The sequence below is a fragment of the Sphingobium naphthae genome, from assembly GCF_043589935.1.
In the GTDB taxonomy this organism is placed as follows: Bacteria; Pseudomonadota; Alphaproteobacteria; order Sphingomonadales; family Sphingomonadaceae; genus Sphingobium; species Sphingobium naphthae_A.
In genome coordinates this window covers 2,768,639-2,787,142 of the sequence record NZ_CP171454.1, presented here as the reverse complement: position 1 = coordinate 2,787,142, position 18,504 = coordinate 2,768,639, and the positions used below count along the sequence as shown (strand labels likewise).

The 18,504-nt window shown below is 67.4% G+C and carries 20 protein-coding genes; 1 reads left to right on the top strand and 19 read right to left on the bottom strand.

What is annotated here, in order from left to right:
* Position 1: 1 nt before the first annotated feature.
* Positions 2-1,291 (bottom strand): adenylosuccinate synthase, encoded by a 1,290-nt coding sequence (locus tag ACGGKE_RS13840; RefSeq protein ID WP_394438738.1) that lies wholly within the window; start codon positions 1,289-1,291, stop codon positions 2-4.
* 234 nt (positions 1,292-1,525) lie between these two features.
* On the opposite strand from ACGGKE_RS13840, the gene ACGGKE_RS13835 reads away from it, so the two are divergent.
* A complete protein-coding gene (locus ACGGKE_RS13835; protein ID WP_394438737.1) occupies positions 1,526-2,419 on the top strand; it encodes an alpha/beta fold hydrolase in 894 nt (297 codons plus the stop codon).
* 241 nt (positions 2,420-2,660) lie between these two features.
* On the opposite strand, the gene queE is transcribed toward ACGGKE_RS13835, so the two are convergent.
* The 18 genes from queE to ACGGKE_RS13745 all read right to left on the bottom strand — a co-directional run bounded on the left by queE (position 2,661) and on the right by ACGGKE_RS13745 (position 18,501).
* Positions 2,661-3,308 carry a 7-carboxy-7-deazaguanine synthase gene (gene queE, locus ACGGKE_RS13830; RefSeq protein ID WP_394438736.1) on the bottom strand — a complete coding sequence of 216 codons (648 nt, stop codon included), beginning with the start codon at positions 3,306-3,308 and terminating at the stop codon, positions 2,661-2,663.
* Between the two features lie 3 nt (positions 3,309-3,311).
* On the bottom strand, positions 3,312-4,013 hold the full coding sequence (queC, locus tag ACGGKE_RS13825) for a 7-cyano-7-deazaguanine synthase QueC (RefSeq protein WP_394438735.1): 702 nt from the start codon (positions 4,011-4,013) through the stop codon (positions 3,312-3,314).
* A 52-nt stretch (positions 4,014-4,065) separates the two neighbouring features.
* Complete coding sequence (locus ACGGKE_RS13820; protein ID WP_394438734.1) at positions 4,066-4,491, bottom strand: DUF3617 domain-containing protein; 426 nt, start codon at positions 4,489-4,491, stop codon at positions 4,066-4,068.
* 115 nt (positions 4,492-4,606) lie between these two features.
* Positions 4,607-5,515 (bottom strand): Hsp33 family molecular chaperone HslO, encoded by a 909-nt coding sequence (locus ACGGKE_RS13815; protein ID WP_394438733.1) that lies wholly within the window; start codon positions 5,513-5,515, stop codon positions 4,607-4,609.
* 96 nt (positions 5,516-5,611) lie between these two features.
* Positions 5,612-6,541 carry an ornithine carbamoyltransferase gene (argF, locus tag ACGGKE_RS13810; RefSeq protein WP_394438732.1) on the bottom strand — a complete coding sequence of 310 codons (930 nt, stop codon included), beginning with the start codon at positions 6,539-6,541 and terminating at the stop codon, positions 5,612-5,614.
* Positions 6,542-6,658: 117 nt separating this feature from the next.
* Positions 6,659-7,855: an aspartate aminotransferase family protein gene (locus ACGGKE_RS13805; RefSeq protein ID WP_394438730.1), complete on the bottom strand. Its 1,197-nt coding sequence runs from the start codon at positions 7,853-7,855 to the stop codon at positions 6,659-6,661.
* Between the two features lie 163 nt (positions 7,856-8,018).
* Positions 8,019-8,414: a flagellar export chaperone FliS gene (fliS, locus tag ACGGKE_RS13800; RefSeq protein WP_228166058.1), complete on the bottom strand. Its 396-nt coding sequence runs from the start codon at positions 8,412-8,414 to the stop codon at positions 8,019-8,021.
* A gap of 19 nt (positions 8,415-8,433) precedes the next feature.
* Entirely contained in the window at positions 8,434-9,849 is a 1,416-nt protein-coding gene (gene fliD / locus ACGGKE_RS13795) for a flagellar filament capping protein FliD (RefSeq protein WP_394438729.1), read from the bottom strand.
* Between the two features lie 104 nt (positions 9,850-9,953).
* Positions 9,954-10,343 carry a hypothetical protein gene (locus tag ACGGKE_RS13790; protein ID WP_394438728.1) on the bottom strand — a complete coding sequence of 130 codons (390 nt, stop codon included), beginning with the start codon at positions 10,341-10,343 and terminating at the stop codon, positions 9,954-9,956.
* Positions 10,344-10,534: 191 nt separating this feature from the next.
* Positions 10,535-11,671 (bottom strand): flagellar type III secretion system protein FlhB, encoded by a 1,137-nt coding sequence (flhB, locus tag ACGGKE_RS13785; RefSeq protein WP_394438727.1) that lies wholly within the window; start codon positions 11,669-11,671, stop codon positions 10,535-10,537.
* A gap of 1 nt (position 11,672) precedes the next feature.
* Positions 11,673-12,455 carry a flagellar biosynthetic protein FliR gene (gene fliR, locus ACGGKE_RS13780; RefSeq protein WP_228166062.1) on the bottom strand — a complete coding sequence of 261 codons (783 nt, stop codon included), beginning with the start codon at positions 12,453-12,455 and terminating at the stop codon, positions 11,673-11,675.
* 10 nt (positions 12,456-12,465) lie between these two features.
* A complete protein-coding gene (fliQ, locus tag ACGGKE_RS13775) occupies positions 12,466-12,738 on the bottom strand; it encodes a flagellar biosynthesis protein FliQ (RefSeq protein ID WP_228166063.1) in 273 nt (90 codons plus the stop codon).
* Between the two features lie 17 nt (positions 12,739-12,755).
* Entirely contained in the window at positions 12,756-13,544 is a 789-nt protein-coding gene (fliP, locus tag ACGGKE_RS13770) for a flagellar type III secretion system pore protein FliP (protein ID WP_394438726.1), read from the bottom strand.
* Positions 13,545-13,560: 16 nt separating this feature from the next.
* Positions 13,561-13,824: a flagellar biosynthetic protein FliO gene (locus tag ACGGKE_RS13765; RefSeq protein ID WP_228166064.1), complete on the bottom strand. Its 264-nt coding sequence runs from the start codon at positions 13,822-13,824 to the stop codon at positions 13,561-13,563.
* Positions 13,825-13,911: 87 nt separating this feature from the next.
* Positions 13,912-14,247: a flagellar motor switch protein FliN gene (gene fliN / locus ACGGKE_RS13760; protein WP_228166065.1), complete on the bottom strand. Its 336-nt coding sequence runs from the start codon at positions 14,245-14,247 to the stop codon at positions 13,912-13,914.
* Positions 14,244-15,131, bottom strand: a complete 888-nt coding sequence (locus ACGGKE_RS13755; protein WP_394438725.1) for a flagellar motor switch protein FliM — start codon at positions 15,129-15,131, stop codon at positions 14,244-14,246. The genes fliN and ACGGKE_RS13755 overlap by 4 nt, the downstream gene beginning before the upstream one ends.
* Before the next feature lie 55 nt (positions 15,132-15,186).
* Positions 15,187-15,822, bottom strand: coding sequence for a flagellar basal body-associated protein FliL (gene fliL / locus ACGGKE_RS13750; protein WP_394438724.1), 636 nt, complete (start codon positions 15,820-15,822; stop codon positions 15,187-15,189).
* A gap of 27 nt (positions 15,823-15,849) precedes the next feature.
* On the bottom strand, positions 15,850-18,501 hold the full coding sequence (locus ACGGKE_RS13745) for a hypothetical protein (RefSeq protein WP_394438723.1): 2,652 nt from the start codon (positions 18,499-18,501) through the stop codon (positions 15,850-15,852).
* Positions 18,502-18,504 lie beyond the last annotated feature (3 nt).

Here is an 18,504-nt window from a genome sequence, read left to right as displayed (position 1 = left end):
ATCAGTCCGCGAAGGGATCGCGGACAAGGATGGTGTCGTCGCGTTCGGGAGAGGTGGAGACGAGCGTGACCAGGCAGCCGATCAGCTCCTCGATCCGGCGGATATATTTGATCGCCTGTGCCGGCAGATCGGCCCAGCTGCGCGCGCCGGCGGTGGTTTCGCTCCAGCCGCCGATCCTTTCGTAGATCGGCTCGGCGCGCGCCTGGTCCTGCGCATGGGCGGGCAGATAGTCGAACGTGCGATCGCCGATGCGATAGCCGGTGCAGATCTGCAGTTCCTCGAACCCGTCCAGCACGTCGAGCTTGGTAAGGGCGATGCCGGTGACGCCGGATACGGCGACCGATTGGCGCACCAGCACCGCGTCGAACCAGCCGCAGCGGCGCTTGCGTCCGGTGACGGTGCCGAATTCATGGCCCCGCTCGCCCAGGCGCTGGCCGATGTCATTCTCCTGTTCCGACGGAAAGGGGCCCGATCCGACGCGCGTTGTATAGGCCTTGACGATGCCGAGCACGAAGCCGGCGCCGCTGGGGCCAAGGCCAGTGCCGCTCGCCGCCGTGCCGGCCACGGTGTTGGAGGAGGTGACGAAGGGATAGGTGCCATGATCGATGTCGAGCAGCGTGCCCTGCGCGCCTTCGAACAGGATGCGCTTTCCTTCCGACTTCGCCTTGTTGAGGGTCAGCCAGACGGGCTTGACGAAGGGCAGGATGAAGTCGGCGATCTCGGTCAGTTCGGCCATCAGCGCGGCGCGGTCGATCGGGGCTTCGTTGAAGCCGGCGCGCAAGGCGTCATGATGGGCGGTCAGGCGATCGAGCTGCGGGCCAAGATCGTCGAGATGGGCCAGATCGCACACGCGGATGGCCCGGCGGCCGACCTTGTCCTCATAAGCTGGGCCGATGCCGCGCCGGGTCGTGCCGATCTTGCCCGCCCCGCTTGCATCCTCACGCAGGCCATCGAGGTCGCGGTGGAAAGGCAGGATCAGCGGGCAGGTTTCGGCGATCTGGAGATTGTCGGGCGTGATGTCCACCCCCTGCCCCTTGAGCTTGGCCACTTCGTCGCGGAAATGCCAGGGATCGAGCACCACGCCATTGCCGATCACCGACAGCGTGCCGCGCACGATGCCCGAAGGGAGCAGCGACAGCTTGTAGACCTTGTCGCCCACCACCAGCGTGTGGCCGGCATTGTGGCCGCCCTGGAACCGCGCGACGACATCCGCGCGCTCCGACAGCCAGTCGACGATCTTGCCCTTGCCCTCGTCACCCCATTGGGCGCCGATCACGGTGACATTTGCCATGGATACACTCCTCCGCCCGCCGCGCGGACCGGCCATGCCCTTCGACGGGACTCGGCATGCCGGTGGGATAGGATGGACGCGCCATGCTGTCACGGGCGTCCTTTGCGGGGCGCGCGTTAGCCCCGCGCGGCGACCGCGTCAAGGCTGGCGCGGTTACACTTTAGTACAGCGGCCTGGCTTTACGCCGGATCGCCGCGGGCGGATGATGAGAGGAGGCAAGAAAGGCGAGACCCCATGCGCGCACGATTTTCCCTGATCCTCATTCCGACGCTGCTGCTGGCGGGAGCGGCCGATGCGCAATCGCTGCGCGAGAGATGGCGCGCCAAGCTGGAGCAGGGACAGCAGAGCGCGCCGGGCGGGCGCAGCATGGCCTATGGCAGCAATGCGCTTCAAACGCTGGACTTCTGGCCCGGCACAACGGCCAAGGCGCCGCTCATCCTCTTCGTCCATGGCGGCGGATGGAAGCGCGGCAGCAAGGACAATGCGACCGGCGCGGCCAAGGTGAGCCACTATAATGGCCTTGGCTATGCCTTCGCGTCGATCAACTATCGGCTGGTGCCGGACGCGACAGTGGAGCAGCAGGCGCAGGACGTGGCCGACGCGCTCGCTTATCTGCGCGGACAGGCGCCGGCGCTGGGCATCGATCCGAACCGCATCGTGCTGATGGGGCATAGCGCGGGGGCGCATCTGGTCGCTCTGGTCGGCACCGACATGCGCTATCTGACCAAGGCGGGGCTGAAGCCCGATGCCGTCAGGGGCGTGATCGCGCTGGACGGGGCGGCCTATGACGTGCCGCGGCAGATGCAGGAGGGCAATCGCGTGATGGCGAGCACCTATGAGCAGGCGTTCGGCACCGACGCGGCGCGGCAAAGGGCGCTTTCCCCTACGCTGCAGGCAGCGACGCCGAATGCGCCCGCCTTCCTGATCCTGCATGTCGACCGGGCGGACGGCACGGCGCAGGCCAATGCGCTGGCCGCGGCGTTGCAGGCCGCGGGCACCCCGGCCGAACTGCACGCGCTGGAAGGACGCGGGCTGCGCGGCCATATGGAGATCAACCGGTCGCTGGGCGAAGCCGATTATCCGGGCACGGGACTCGTGGACGCGTGGCTGAAGCGGCTGCTCGGTTAACAAGCACGCGTTTCAGCCAGCGACGCAGGGCCCCGCTACGATCATCTGCGGCGCGTTGAGCGATCTGGCGATAGCACCCTGTCAGCAAATCAAACATCCGCTCCTGCAAGCATTGGCAGGTGAGCGAGCGCCGAATGGCTATTTTGAGCCACCCTGAACCGGGTCAAACGCGGCGCTTTCCCGCCGCCGTTGCCGGGGGCCATGCGGACCTGCCGCGACATCGGAAGCTCTCGAAGCCCTTCTATCGCAACCCCAGATATTTATGGGCCTGCACCGTCAGCCGCCATTGCGGGCGGTCCATGACCAGGGCAATGGCGGCGCGGGCGTTGTCGGGGGCGCAGGCGTCATCGAGGGGCTGGATCAGGTGATGGTCGAAGGCCCACCCCGCCATCGCGTCGACGTCGGCCAGGCTGTGGCCACCCCCCGGCTGCGGCCAGACGAGCTTCAATTCATGGCCGGACCGCTGCACCACGTCGCTGCCGGCTTTGGGACTGATGCAGATCCAGTCGATGCCGGGATGGGCGGGCAAGGTGCCGTTGCTTTCGATCGCGATGGTGAAGCCGCGATCATGCAGCGCATCGACCAGGGCATCGTCCACCTGCAGCATCGGCTCGCCGCCGGTCAGCACGATGTAGCGCCCTTCCACCCCTTCGCCCCAGAAGCCGAGCGCGGCGTCGGCCAGCCTGTCGGCGTCGGCAAACTTGCCACCGCCAAGGCCATCGGTGCCGACAAAATCCGTGTCGCAAAACCGGCAGACAGCGCTGGCCCTGTCCTGCTCGCGCCCGCTCCACAAATTGCAGCCGGCAAAGCGCAGGAACACGGCGCGCCGCCCGGCCTGGACCCCTTCCCCCTGCAGGGTCAGGAACATTTCCTTGGCCGCATAACTCATCGGTTATGCCTTGGGCGGCTGCACGGCATAGATGGTGGGATCGACCAGGCCCGCTTCGGCGAAACCCTTGGAGCGCAACCGGCAGCTGTCGCACAGCCCGCAATGCTTGCCGTCAGGCGTCGGATCATAGCAGGACCAGCTGATCCCCGCGTCGAGGCCCAGCCGGTAGGCCTCCTTCGCGATGTCCGCCTTGGTCATATATTGCAGCGGCGTGTTGATGCGGATCGGCCGCCCTTCCACCCCCGCCTTGGTGGCGAGCGTCGCCATCGTCTGGAAGGCGTCGATGAATTCGGGCCGGCAATCGGGATAGCCCGAATAGTCGAGCGCGTTGACGCCGATGAAGATGTCGCTCGCGCCGGCCACTTCGGCCAGGCCCAGCGTCAGCGACAGGAAAATGGTGTTGCGCGCGGGCACATAGGTGACCGGTATCTCTTCGCCCACGCCGCCCTTGGGCACCGCGATGTCGGCGGTCAGCGCCGAACCGCCGAACGCCGTCAGGTCGAGCGGCAGGACGATATGGCGGATGGCGTTGAGCGACTGCGCGACCCGGGCGGCGGCGTTCAGTTCGACGCGATGGCGCTGGTTATAGTCGATCGACAGGGCGAAGATGCGATAGCCCGCTTCGCGCGCCAATGCGCCCGCGACCATGGAATCGAGCCCGCCCGAAAGCAGGACGACAGCGAATTTTCCTTCATTGGCAACCATGGCTTCGCGCTACGCCTCCCGGCGCGCGAGCGCAAGCGAGCGCACGGCGCGGTCAGGGACGGCAGGGGCCAAGACGGCGACCCTCCGCATCGAAGGCGAAGGGCGCGCCATCGGCGATGCCCTGCGAGCGGATCTGCACCAGGCGGACGGTTTCGACGCGCAGATCGGTACGCCCATTGCCGGCGGCGGCGCAATCATAGGTGACCGACAGCGCATGGGGCGTATCGGCGACGGTGAAGCTGGGGCAAAGCGCCCTGCCATGCCGCAGTTGCAGCAACTGGCGCAGGTCGCTGATGCAGAGCCGGCGCGTCTGCGCATCTTCGCCACGGCCGCGCACTTCCCATTCGCCCGGCTGCAGCGCGCGCAGCGCCTGGGCGCCGGGCGCCCGCCGTTCCGCCGGCGGGGCCGTGTGGGCGATGCTCGCCCCGCCGATCAACGCTGTCGCGGCGCATAGCGCGCGCAATCCTGCCTTTGTCATGATCCAGATCGAGTCCTTGGGAGAATGACTCCCGTCTTGCCGACCAATTGCGGCAATTTGATAGCGCAAAAGCCACAGCCGGCCTCAATTCACACCAGCGGCCGGTGGCTGCGCGTCAATGGGTGGCGAAACTGTCCAGCGCCAGCGGGAAGATGCGCGAACAGAAGGCGCAATCCACGCCGATCACGCCATCGTCGCCCGCCATCTCTGCCCGCTCGTCAGCCGCAAAGCGACCAATCACATCGCGGATATGCGCCAAATCGCAGCGGCACCCCTTGGCCAGCGGCGCGGCCTCGGTCACGCGCACCTCTTCCTCTTCATGGAAGAGACGCCAGAGAATGTCGGTCAGCGGCAGCGCCGCGTCGGTGAGTTCTTCGGCGCGCAGCGTTTCAGCCAGCACCTGCACATGTTCCCATTCAGGATGATCGTGGCGCACATGCAGCCGTTCGCGCCCCGCCTCGCCCTCGGGCAGATGCTGGAGCAGCAGCCCGGCCGCCACGCAGCCTTCGCCCGCGTCATGACGCGTCGCGATGCGAATGACGCTGGGGATTTGTTCGGACTGGAAGAAATAATGTTCGGCCGCATCGGCCAGCGATTCGCCCTCCAGCGGCACGATGCCCTGATAGCGCTCGCCGGTTTCGGCAAGGTCGAAGGTGATGGCGAGATAGCCCTTGCCAAACAGGCCGAACAAGGACGGGTCAGGCCCGAGTTCCGCCAGGCGGTCGGCGTCGAACTTGGCATAGCCGCGCAGGGCGCCATCCTTATAGTCGGCGACGAGCAGGCCGATGACGCCATTGTCGGTCTGCGCCTGCAGCGTCAGCTGCCCGCCTTCCTGCTTGAGCGTGCTGCCGAGCAGCGCGGCCAGCACCAGCGCAGACGCCAGCGTCCGCTCGATCGCGGGGGGATAGGCATGGGCGGCGAGCACGGCGTCGAGCACAGGCCCCAGCCGCACAAGGCGACCGCGCGCATGGCGCTGCGGGATGGTGAAGCCAATGGCTTGGTCGAGATTGGCGGCAGGCGTCAAAACTATGCTCCGGCGGCCGGCGCGCGAACGCCGGGACAAGGGTTCAGCATCCAGCGATGCGGGCAGGCCGCCTAGATAGGAAGCCTGCCCGGAAACTCAACCAAGCCGGCCCAGTGCCCAGAGCAGCACCGATTTCTGGGCATGGATGCGGTTTTCCGCCTCGTCCCAGATCAGCGACTGCGGGCCGTCGATCACCTCCGGCACCACTTCCTCGCCGCGATGTGCGGGCAGGCAATGGAGGAATTTGGCGCCTGACCTGGCCCCTTCCATCAGCGCCGCCGTCACCTGGAACGGCATCATCGCCGCCAGCTTTGCGTCGGCATGGGCCTGGCCCATGGAAATCCAGGTGTCGGTGACGACCACGTCCGCGCCCGCCACCGCCTCTGCCGCGTCGCGGGTCAGAGTGATCGCGGAGCCTGCCGCGCGGGCAGCCTGGGAGAAGCGCGGATCGGGGTCATAGCCTTCGGGGATGCCCATGCGGACATCGAACTTCAGCAGTCCGGCGGCTTCCACGATCGAGTGCAGGACATTGTTGCCATCGCCCAGCCACGCCCATTGGCTGCCCGGCAGCGCCAGCCCATGCTCCACCACGGTCAGCAGGTCCGCGACGATCTGGCAGGGATGGGACAGGTCGGTCAGCCCGTTGATGACCGGAACGGTGGCGTAATGCGCCATTTCCTCGACCTTGGCATGATCGTCGGTGCGGATCATGATCGCGTCGACCATGCGCGATAGCACGCGCGCGGTGTCGGCGATGCTTTCGCCGCGGCCCAGCTGGCTGGTCGCGCCATCCAGGATCAGCGACGTGCCGCCCAGCTGGCGGATCGCCATGTCGAAGCTGACGCGGGTGCGGGTCGAGTTTTTCTCGAAGATCATCGCCAGCGTATGGCCGGCTAGCGGCGCATCGGCGTCCGCCTGCCCCTTGGGACTGCCCGCCCGCGCGGCCTTCCGGTCGATGGCGTCGGCGATCATCGCGGCGATCGCGTCGCCGCCGGCATCGGAGAGATTCAGGAAATGCTTGGTCATGGGTTTCCCCTTTTCTCCATCCTCCGTTCGGTTCGAGCAGCCTTCGAGCGAAGTCGAGAAAGCGTAGCAAGAACGATTCCCGACGAGCGCGAACCGAACGGAATCTAGAGGAGTGTCTTAAGCCGCCTTGGCTTCCGCGAAGCTCCGCGCGCCGGCGGAGATTTTCTCGATGGCTTCGGCGATATGGCTTTCCTCGATGAGGAGCGGCGGCAGCACGCGCAGCACATTCTGCCCCGCCGACACCGTCAGCAGGCCATGATGATCGCGCAGATGCCCAACGAAGGTGCGGGCGTCGAAGCCGTCCTTCATCTTGACGCCGAGCATCAGGCCCATGCCGCGCACATCCTCGAACATCTCGTCATGATTGGGGATGAGCTGCTCCAGCGCGGCGCGCAGGCGCGCACCCATGGCGTTGACATGGTCGAGGAAGCCGTCGGCCAGCACTTCCTCGATCACGGTCAGGCCGACCGCCATGGCGAGCGGGTTGCCGCCATAGGTGGTGCCATGAGTGGCGAAGGTCATGCCCTTGGCCGCTTCTTCCGTGGCGAGGCAGGCGCCCAGCGGGAAGCCCGCGCCGATCCCCTTGGCAACTGCCATGATGTCGGGCGTCACGCCATATTGTTCATGCGCGAAGAAGGTGCCGGTGCGGGCATAGCCGCACTGCACCTCGTCCAGCACCAGCAGCAGACCCTGTTCGTCACATGCGCGGCGTAGGCCGGTCATGAACGCCTGCGTCGCCGGTGTCACGCCGCCCTCACCCTGCACGGGTTCCAGCAGGAAACCGGCCGTATTGTCGTCCACCGCCGCCAGCGCGGCGTCGAGATCGTTGAACGGCACGACCTGGAAGCCGGGCAGCAGCGGTTCGAAGCCGTCGCGCATCTTGGGCTGGCTGGTGGCCGAAATGGCGCCCAGCGTCCGCCCGTGGAAGGCGTTGTCGAAGCTGATCAGCTTGTGCCGATGCGCCTGCCCATTGGCATAATGATAACGGCGTGCGGTCTTGATCGCGCATTCGACCGCTTCGGCGCCCGAATTGGTGAAGAACACGGTGTCGGCAAAGCTATTGTCGACCAGCTTCTGCGCGAACTGCTCGCCCAGCGGCATGCCATACAGGTTCGACACATGCATCAGCGTCGCGGCCTGGTCGGCGATGGTCTTGACCAGTTTGGGATGGCCATGACCCAGAAGGTTGACCGCAATGCCGCTGGCGAAGTCGAGATAGCGCTCGCCGCGCTCACCGATCAGATAGCAGCCCTCGCCTCGCACCGGACGCACATCGCACCGGGGGTAAACGGGCATGAGCGGCGTAATCGACATGGGCCTTCCCTTTCTGGACTGATGTTCGCATCGTCAGGTGCGCGGATGTGCGCGAAACGCAAAAAGGCGGCCCCGCCGGGCCGCCCTCATGCGAGCATCGCCTATACAGGCGCCAGGAAGGGGGTGCAACCCCGCCGCCCGGGCCAGCCGCGCGACGCTGGACTTAACCGATCTGGCTCCAGGCGTCGGCGATCTCCGCCACGATGGCGCGGGCCTGGTCGACCGGGTCGGCCGATCGTTCCTTGGCGCCGACGAGCAGCAGGCGGCGCGCCTCGCGATAGATTTGCGCCAGGCCGGTGGCGACGTCGCCGCCCTTGTCGAAGTCGAGGCTGGATTCGAGCGCGAAGAGGATCGACATGGCGCGGGCCTGCTTGTCCGACACCTTCATGCGATCGCCCTGGCGTTCGGCGAGCGCCGCGGCGTCCAGCGCCAGCAGCAGTTCGTCGAACAGGATCTTGACCAGCCCATGGGGCGTGGCGCCTTCGGTGCGGCTGCCAGAATGGACCGCCGCATAACGCCGCGCCGCCGAACCGCCTGCATAACCCTGATTGTAGAACATCGTCGTCTTCCGTCCCGAATTAGCTGTCGCTGTTGTTCCAGACCTCGATCTGCTGCTCGAGGTAGCTTTGCGTCGCCTTGAGCGCACTGAGGCGCGTTTCCATCGCCGCGTAGATGGTGGTCAGATGCTCCTCATAATCGGCCATCTGTTCGTCGAGCTTTTCAAGCTGCTCGGTGAAATCCTCGGACAGCGCCTCGTAGCGCTCCTGCGCCAGCTTGAGCGGGCCGTCATCCTTCTCGATATTGTCGCGCACGCTGTCCATCAGGCTGGCGAGGCCAGGATTGGCGGTGGTCGACACCTTGGGATTGACCATATTGGCCACGCCTTCGGGATCGGCCTCCATCGCCTTGGCGAGCATGTCGGTGTCGAGGCTGAGCGTGCCGTCGCGATTGGTGGCGACGCCGATGTCGGCCAGCGTCTTGTAGGTGCCGGTGCTGCCCAGCTGGGTCGACGTGATGGCGGCGAGCTGGCGCTTCATGTCGCGCACGCCCGATACGCCGTTCAGGACGCCCGCGCTCGATGAGTCGACGCCCGTCGCGGTCGCGGTGTTGAGCGCGGTCATCAGCGTGTTATAGGCGTCGACAAATTCCTTGAGCAGGTCGGACAGACCGGCCGTGGGCTGCGTCATCGACAGGGTCACGGTGGCGCCGGGCGACGCCTTGTTGAGGTCGATGCGCAGATATTCGATCGCGTCGTCGATGGTGTTGCTGGCATATTCATAGGCGACGCCGTCGAGCGTGATCTTGGCGTTCTGCGGCGCCGAGGAACTGGTCATCGTCGCGCTGTCCGCGCCGCTCCAGCCAAGGCCCGCCAGCACGCTGCCGCTGTCGTCGGCGGTGGTGCTGATGCTGAAGTCATTGGCCGCGCCGGTTTCGCCCTTGAACACCAGCCGGGTGCCGTTGGCGTCGGTGACGACGCGAGCGGTGACGCCAGCGCCAGCCGCATTGATCGCGGAGGCAAGGCCGGCATAGCTGTTGTTGGTCGAGTCGATCGTGATGGTGGTCGCTTCGCCCGCCGCATTGGTGATGGTGAAGCTGCCGGTGCCGACCGCGCTGCTGCCGGTCGCGCCGCTGGTCGTGCTGGACGACAGGACGCGCGCGGTCGCCAGCTGGTCCACGGTCAGCTGCGCGGGCAGGCCCGCCGGGCTGCCGCCGCTCAGCAGCGTGACCGATGCGATGCTGGTGTCGTTGGAGGAAGCGACGCCGGTATAGTCCGCGCCCGAAAGAACTTCGGTCAGCGCATCGGCGAAGGTGTCGAGCGAGCTGATCGCGGAAGCGAGGGCCGAAATGCGCGAGGTGTTGAGCGACTGGCGGGTCGTGATCGCCGACTCCTTCGGATCGCGCGTCGCGCTGACCAGGCTGGAGACGAGCGAGGACGTGTCGATCCCCGATCCCGCGCCGAGCGCCGTCAAGATGCTGCTGCCTACCGAAGTCATTGGCCGTCCTTTCAAGAGGGTAGAACGGCGGTAGCGGGAAGACCTTTAGGAAAGATTTTCGCAGGCGGCGGCGACAGACAGCGGAGTGGCGTCGAACCGGCGGATCAGCCGGCGGAAGTCGCGATCTGCTCGACCGTCGCGCGCTTGAGATGCGCTTGGCCGACATGGGCATGGGCGGCGCGCTCGACGATCCGGCGGGCCACGTCGGCGGCATGTTCGACCGCTTCCTTGCTGGCGGGCGGCAGCGGCACGAGCACCATGGGCTTTGGGATCATCGCCTGCACCGCATCCTGCGCCTGCGCGACATCGGTCGCGCCGGCGTCCAGGTCGGCAAGGATTTCGGCGATGCGGGCGTGCACCTCGACATATTCGGCCAGGCTCGCCAGTTCCTCCTGATTGCTGCGCGTCAGGTCGGGCTGCGGCGTGCCGCTGCGCTTTTCCTGGGCGAGCGCATCCTTGGTCCGGCTGGCCGCGACCGAGGAAACCGAGGACACAGGCGAAGAGGCGCGCAGGACCGTCCGGTCGACTGGCGCCAATTCAGTTCGCGATACATAATCGTCCATGACGCACCACCCTCAGGCGTCCCCGTGAACAGAGAACGGATCGGCGTCCTGCCGCTTTAGCGCGAGGGCGAAAAATTTTACGTGGCGTTTTTCCGACAGCGAAACCGACAGGTGCGGCGATGTCAGAGCTTGCGGCCCTCGGCGTCGAAGCGCAGGTCGTCGGGAACGGTGATGAAGGGGCGATCCATCTCGCTCGCCATGCGGTTTTCGACGCGGAACACGAAGGCGAGCACGGTCGCGACCGCCATGTAGAGCCCTTCGTTGACGATATGGCCGGCGCGCGAGGTGAAGTAGATGGCGCGCGCCAGTTCGGGATATTGCAGCACGGTCACGCCGTGCGTGTCGGCGAGGTCACGGATCGACGCGGCAATGGCGTCGCACCCCTTGGCGACCACCACGGGCGCCGCGTCCTGGCCCGGACGATAGCGCAGCGCGACCGCGAAATGGGTGGGGTTGGTGATGATGACGCTGGCTTCGGCCACCGCCTTGCGCGTGGAGCCGCTCAGCACTTCGAACTGGCGGCGGCGGATATGACCCTTGAGCTCGGGCGATCCTTCACTTTCCTTGTGCTCGTCCTTCACTTCCTGCTTGGTCATGCCCAGCCGCTTGGCCCGCTGCATGATCTGCGCCGGCACGTCGATCCCGGCGATCAGGAACAGCCCGCCCGCCATGACGAGGCAGGTGAAGATGAAGATGCTGCCGACATCAGCGATGGCGGGCGCGATCCCCGCCTTGCCCAGGCCCGTGATTTCGGTCAGCCGGTCCCAGATCAGCCAGACGCCGATGCTGCCGAGCAGGCCGACCTTGGCGATCGACTTCAACAGCTCGATCAGGCCCTGCATGCCGAAGATGCGCTTGAGGCCCGACAGGGGGTTGAGCTTTTCCGGCTTGGGCGCGAAGGCGCCGGGCCGGAAACCGAGCGACCCGAGCAGCGCGGGCGCGGCGATGGCGGCAAGGAAGGTGGCGAGCATGACGCCCGCGACCGGCAGCGCGATGCTGGCGAGCAGGTCGAGCCCGCGCTTGGCCGGCGAGAAGTCGACAATGTCCTCACGCCGGATGCGCAGCGCCTCCACCAGCATGTCGCGCAGCGCGTCGATCAGCGACGGGCCGATGACCGCCAGACAGCCGATGCCGGCCATGACGACCAGCGCCGTGCCCAGTTCGCGCGACTGAAGGATGTCGCCCTTCTTGGCGGCGTCCTGCAATTTCTTGGCTGTCGGTTTCTCGGTCTTTTCGCCGCCCTCGCTGCCGCCCGCCATGTCAGCGGCCCTCCGCGATGTGGCCGGCTTCGGTAAGGCCCGCCTTGAGCGCAGCGGTCATGCCTTCGGCCATGATCGGGGCAGCGATAGCGAGCAGGATCAGGCCCGCCATCATCGCCATCGGCATTCCGACCGCGAACAGGTTGAGCGAAGGCGCCGCGCGCGACAACATGCCCATGACAATCTGCACCAGCACCAGCGCGAAGCCGACAGGCAACGCCACGGTGACGCCCATCCCCAGCAGCGATCCGCCAAATTCGATCAGCCGCCAGATGGTGTCATTGTCCAATATGCCGCTGCTGGGCGGGATCGCGACATAGCTTTGCACGACGAAGCTGGCGAGCAGCAGATGGCCGTCCATGCCCAGCAGCAGGAAGGTGGCGAGGATCGAGAGGAACTGGCCCAGCACCTGCGTCCCCTGCCCCGAGGACGGATCGACCATGGCGGCGAAGTTGAGGCCCATGGCGTTGCCGATCGTTTCGCCCGCGACGAAGGCGGCGGCATAGCCGATCTGGACCGCGAACCCCATGGCGAGCCCGGCCAGCACTTCGCCCGCGACCATCAGCACGCCCTGGATGCTGGCGACGCCGTCCTGCGGCAGCTGGATGGTGACGCTGTTGAGCGCGGCGAGGCCGAGCGCGAGCGCCAGGATCAGGCGCAGCTGGAGCGGCACGGCGGGCGCGCCGAAGACGGGCGCGGCGATGAAGGCGGCGCCCGGCCGGATCATGGCGATCAGCCAGACCCACAGCTGGGTTTCCACGCCCGCAAAGCCCGGCGCGATCATCGCGCGCGCCTCATTGCAGCAGGTCCGGTATGCGTTCGAAGATTTCGCGGGTGAAGTCGGCGACCAGCACCATGATCGACCCGCCGAACAGCGCCAGCATCGCGCCGACGATGATCAGTTTGGGAATGAAGCTGAGCGTCTGTTCGTTGATCGAGGTGGCGGCCTGCACCATGCCGATGACGAGGCCCGAAATCAGCGCCGGGATCAGGATGGGCGCAGCGGCGAGCGCCGTGATCCACAGCGCCTGCTGCGCGAGCCCCAGGAAGAAATCGGCGTTTTCCATGGTTCAGCGCCGCCCGCTCATGTCGCGAAGGATCCCGCGAGCGATCCCATCGTCAACGCCCAGCCGTCGACCAGCACGAACAGCAGCAGCTTGAAGGGCATGGAGATGATGGTGGGCGACAGCATCATCATGCCGAGCGCCATCAGCGTCGACGCGACGACCAGGTCGATGATGAGGAAGGGCAGGAAGATCATGAACCCGATCTGGAAGGCGGTCTTGAGCTCGCTGGTCACGAAGGCTGGCAGCAGGATCGAGAAGGGAATGTCGGCGGGTGTGCGGAAGGCGGGCGCCTGCGCCAGGTTGGCGAAGAGCTTGAGGTCGCTTTCGCGCGTCTGCTTGGTCATGAAGCCGTGCAGCACCTTGCCCGACCGGCCGACCGCTTCCTCGATACTGATCTGCCCCTTGCCATAGGGATCGAAGGCCTGCGCATTGATCGTGTCGATCGCCGGGCGCATCACGAACAGCGACAGGAAGAGCGCGAGGCCCACCAGCACCTGGTTGGGCGGCGTCTGCTGCAGGCCCAGCGCCTGGCGCAGCAGCGACAGGACGATGATGATGCGGGTGAAGCTGGTCATCATGAGCACGAGCGACGGCAGCACCGTCAGCAGGCTCATCAGGATGAGAATCTGGAGGCTGAGCGAGAGCGAGCGGCCGTCGCCCGACACCTGGCCCAAAGCGCGGGTCAGCGCGCCGCCATTGTCGACGGGCGGTGGCGCGGCAGCGGGCGCCGCCTGTGCGAAGGCGGGGACGGCGAAGAGGAGCAGCGCCAGCAACAGGCAGACCACCATGCCCGCGCAAGCGCGCATGACAGCATCGGACCTTTCAGCGCAGGCGGGCATGATCGCCTTCCGCGATCTTTTCGATGCGGCCGCGCGTGACCGCGACCAGGATCTTCTTGCCCTCGAACTCCACCACGGCGAGCTTGCCGAAGGCGCCCATCGGCAGCGCTTCGAGCAGCCGGAGGGACCGGTCGCCCTGCCCGGCGATCATGCCGGGCTGATATTTGCGCCACAACCACAGCGCGCCGAACGCCATGCCGCCCACCAGCGGCAGCAGGATCAGCAATTTGACGAAATACCAGACCATGATGAGCCGCCCGCGACTATGGTTAACCCCGCCCGTGCGATCCGCAGTTTCGGGCGCGAAGGCAAGTGCAAATTCCGCTGCGTGCGATCAGCCGCGCCGTTCGATCCCGGCAAGCCGCGTCTCGGTGGCGGCAATGTCGACGATGCGGATGCCATAGCGGCCGTTCACCGTCACCACCTCGCCCTTGGCGATCAGCGCGCCATTGACCATGATGTCGAGCAGATCGTCGGCCTGGCGATCCAGTTCGACGATGCTGCCTTCGGCCAGGTCCATGACTTCGGCCAGGCGCAGCGAGGTGGAGCCCACCTCCACCGACATGCGCACCGGAATGTCGGCCAGCAGCTTGAACTGCCGGTTATTGTTCATCCGGCTGACCGGATCGTCGCCGCGCTCGATCCGGGGCGCTTCGCTCATGTCGCTCATTGTTCAGGTTCCTGTGCAAGCTTTTCGATCTGGAAGGCGGCGCGGCCGTCCTGTTCACCGATCGTGCCATGGGCGACGATGCGGTTTCCGACGATCAGCGGCAGCGCGCGGCCGATCGTCACGGGGATCACGTCGCCGACCTTGAGTTCCATGAGGTCGGCGAGCGAGAGATTGGGGCGAGCCAGCACGGTGCGGGCCGGCAAGCGGATGTCGCGCATGCGGCGAGCGATCCGCGCCTGCCAGACGGGATCGGACTGGTCCTCGTCGGCCGAGACCTTGGCGCCGGTCAGCGCCTCGACCGCGCGCAGGGCGGACAGCGGGAAAAGAAGGTCGATCGGCCATCCCTGCTCGCGCGTCAGGCTGACGACGAAGCGCTGCAGCACCATCTGGTCGGCGGGCTGCGCCGCGGCGGCATAGCCGACCCCGGTTTCGCGCAGCATCAGCGCGGCGTCGAGCGGCAGCACATCGGCCCAGCATTCGACCATCCGCGCCATCAGCGTTTCGGTCATGCGCGCGATCAGCCGGTCTTCGGTCGGCGTGAATTCGCCGCGCACGGGCAGCGGACGGTTGCCGATGCCGCCATAGAAGCAATCGACCAGGGTGGATACCATGCCCGCGTCGAGCCGCAGCAGCGTCTGCCCCTTGAGCGGCAGCAGGCGGTAGACGGAAATACTGGTGAAGGCGGGGACTTCGGCGCTCCATGCGGCAAAGTCCAGCACGCGGGCGTCCTGCGCCTCCACATTGGGGCGCACGCCCGCGATCGGCTCGATCAGGGCGCGAATGCGCCGGCCGAGCTTGTCGCCCAGCCGGTCGAGCCCGGACAGCATCACGGGCGCCTGCAATTCCCCGCGCCCGAAGGCGTAGGATTGAACGTCGGTCGTCATCTTGGTCCCCTGCCCGCATCAGGTCAGGGGACATCCCGACCCTGTTCAGACAGCCCTATTGAATAACGAAATTGGTAAAATAAACGTTATCGACACCGCCATAGCCGGTCTTCTGCTTCAAAATATCGTTGATGATGGTGCGAATCTTGCCCTGGAGCGCCTGCTTGCCCTTGGGCGTGTCCAGCACCTCCTGCGGCTGCTGGGCCAGCATCATCAGCACCTGGCTGCGAATCGCCATCTCATGCGTCTTGATCGCCTCGATCACGCGCATGTCGTAATAGGTCGACACCGCCACCGAAATCTGGGCGAAGGCATCGGTATCGCTCATGTTCGACGTGAAGGGCGCCTGCAACTGGAAATAGGTGGCCTGATAGGCGGCCGGGTTGGCCGGAGTGGGCAGGTCGATGCCCTTGCCATGCGGCGCGCCATGGGCAGCCGCGGCCGCGCCTCCGCCGTGATCGCCGCCCCCGCCGCCATGCGCCTTCGCCACATCCTCGGCGCTTTCGCCGGCTAGCACGAGCACGGGCTTGTTGGGATCTTCCTTGGGGCCTTCTTCGGCGGGGCTGAAGAAACCGGCAGCGTACAGACCGCCCGCCGCGCCCGCGCCGCCGACGACCACGCCGACGACCAGCAGCAGGATCATCTTCATGCCCCCGCCCTTCTTCTTCTTGGTCTTCGGCTCGTCACTCATGATCTAGTCCCCTGGGAAAGGCGCGGATCACGCATAGCGCGCGCGCACGGTGTCGCGGACGCCATCGCCCGCCTCCTCAGAGTCCATAACGACCGCTTCGCCGCCATTTTTATGGAGCATGGCGATATTTTCACGCCCCTGGCGGCCCTGCATCTGCGACTGGCCGGCGGACTGGCCCTGGCCCTGCCCCTGGCCGGCGGCCTGCTGTTGCGGCTGATCGGATTGCGAACCATTCTGGTTCGAGGCGCCATCGCTTCGAGCCGGTTCGGTTATATGCGGGGCGCGCTCCACCTTCACCTCGCTGATGCGCAGGGGCGATAGGCCGGAGTCGAGCTTGAGCATGTCGCTGTCCTGACGCAGCGCCAGTTCGGCCGCTTCGCTCGCGACCGTCAGGCTGACCGCGGCGCCGTCCGCGCCCTGGCGGATGTCCACCTGGACCGGGCCAAGCTGATCGGCGTTGATCTGGAAGCGGCCCTGCGGGCCATTGGCGGTGAGGCCGGCAAGGTCGCGGGCGAGCCCGTCGATCCACTGGCCCGACACGCCCATGTCCACCACTTGCGCGCCGAGGCTGGCGGACAGGTCGATGGTCGGCATCGCCGCCGCCGTGACGACGGGCGCGGCGGCCTGAGGCGCGGCGGTGAACATCGGTGCGGCCGCGGCGCTGGCCTGCGTCGACGCCGCTGTCGTCGCAGAAGGTGCGCTGTCGGTGGCGGAAGTCGCTGCGCTGTCCGCACGCATATCGCCGCGATCGGCGGGGCGGCCGGCCATCTGGTCGCGCACCAGCTGCAGCAGCGACACGGCTTCGGCGCGAGCGCGGCGAACCATCGGGCGCGCGCCTTCGGCTGCGCCATCAGCTTGCGCCGCGAGCGGATCGGTCTGGCCGTCTTCGGGCAGCGGGGCGTCGGCCTCTGGCGTAGCGGTCGGCGCTGGCGGCAGATCAGCGGTCGGCTGCGCGGGTGCGGCCGCCTGCGGCAAGGGCGTGGTTGGCGTCCGGGCGCTGGCGAGATCGCGGGCGGCGGGCGCTTCCGGCACCGGAGCGGTGGCGGGGGCGCGGTCGGGGCCTTGCGACTGATCGTCCGCTACGGGCGCAGCGGCCATGCGCGCGGGGGGTGCCGGCGCTTCCCCAGCGGGCAGCGACTGCGTGTCGGCGGCGACCGCGTCCGGCCCGACGGGCGCCGACGGGATCGGGGGCTCGGATATAGGCGCGGTCTGCCCCATGCGTGGGTCCAGCGTGGTCGGCGCTGCCGCAATCGGGGGCGGCACTTGATCGACCGACGCGCTCGCCGCGCGAACGGCAGGCGCCGGCGCGATCGAGGGGCGCATGGCGTCCTGCGCGGCGGGCTGACCCGCAGCCGGATCGATATTGATGACGGGCGCGTCCGGACCGGAGGTTGGCGCTGGCGCTAGGGTCGGACTGGGCTGAAGTTCCGGTGCGGGGGCCGCCGACAGATTGCCCGACACCTGGCCAGTGAGAACAGGCGTGACGTTGCCTCCATCCTGCGGCGGCAGCTGCACGCTTGCATCGGCCGGGCGCGGCGCGGCGTTACGCGGTGCAACCCTGTCTGCCGGCATGGCCGACGCTGCGACCGGAGCGGACGCAGGGTCATCCAGCGCAGCATCAGCGCGCGATAGTATCTCGGCTCCCCCCACGGGGGCGGCAGCAATCAGCGACAGGTTCGCAGTCCCGCCATCCGCGGCGGCTGGACCCGACGCCGGGTAGTCCGCGGCATTCCCCTGCCCCGGCGTTCCGGCGACGGGCGACGCGAGATCCGGCGATGCGGCTTGCGGCGCGGCGGCCGTCGGGTCCAGCGGCACCGCGTTCTGGAGCGCGGCATCTTGCGGCGCAACGGGCGCGGCGGCGAAGGACGCCGCCTTAGGCGCGGCGGCTACGGCCGCGATGCCTTCGGCTGCCAGCGTCGGCGCGGCCGGAGCCGGGGCCGCGGGCATAGGCACCGGCATCGGGATCGGCGTGGCGACCGGCATTGTCGGGCTCGGCGCGTCGGCCTTGGTCGGAGCAGGCTGATCTTCGCTGTCCTCGGCCTCCGCGGGGTTGGCGTCCTCATCGGCTATAGGCGCGGTGAGCGGCTCGACCTCAGTCTTAGCGACGGGAAGCGGCGCATTGCCGGCATCGGCTGCCAGCGTCGGTGCGGCGGCTTCGGGCGTTGCGGGGCGGATCAGGACATCGGGCTGCGGATCGGCGGGAAGCGCGATCTGCGGCGCGGGCGGCGCGATCTTCGCTGCCGGATCGGCAAGCGCGGGCGTGTCCGCTTCAACGATGGCGGGCTCGCCAATCGTTGCGCTGACCGGCGTCACTACCTGGCCCGCAGCGGGCGCAGGCATGGACGGCACGGCCGGGGCTTGTGCGAAGTGCGGCTGCACGGGCGCAAGGCCCGCCGGTGCTTGCGCCTGCATCCCCGCTTGGTCGGCGATCGCCGGGGCGGCCGGCGCGGGAGGGGCGAACGCATCGGGCGTTGGGGCGGCCGGAGCCATGGTGGAGGCGGGCGCCGCCACAGCAGCCGACGCCGCTGCGGGCACGGCCTGCGCGGGCGTAGTCGCCTGCGCCGCGCCCAGCAGCTGCGCGAAGTCATTGGCGCCATCCATCGGCGCCAGGGTCGCTTGCGCGGCGCCGGGCGCGGCGGTGGGGAAAAGCAGAGCCTTGAGGCTGGTCAACATGGTCATGGC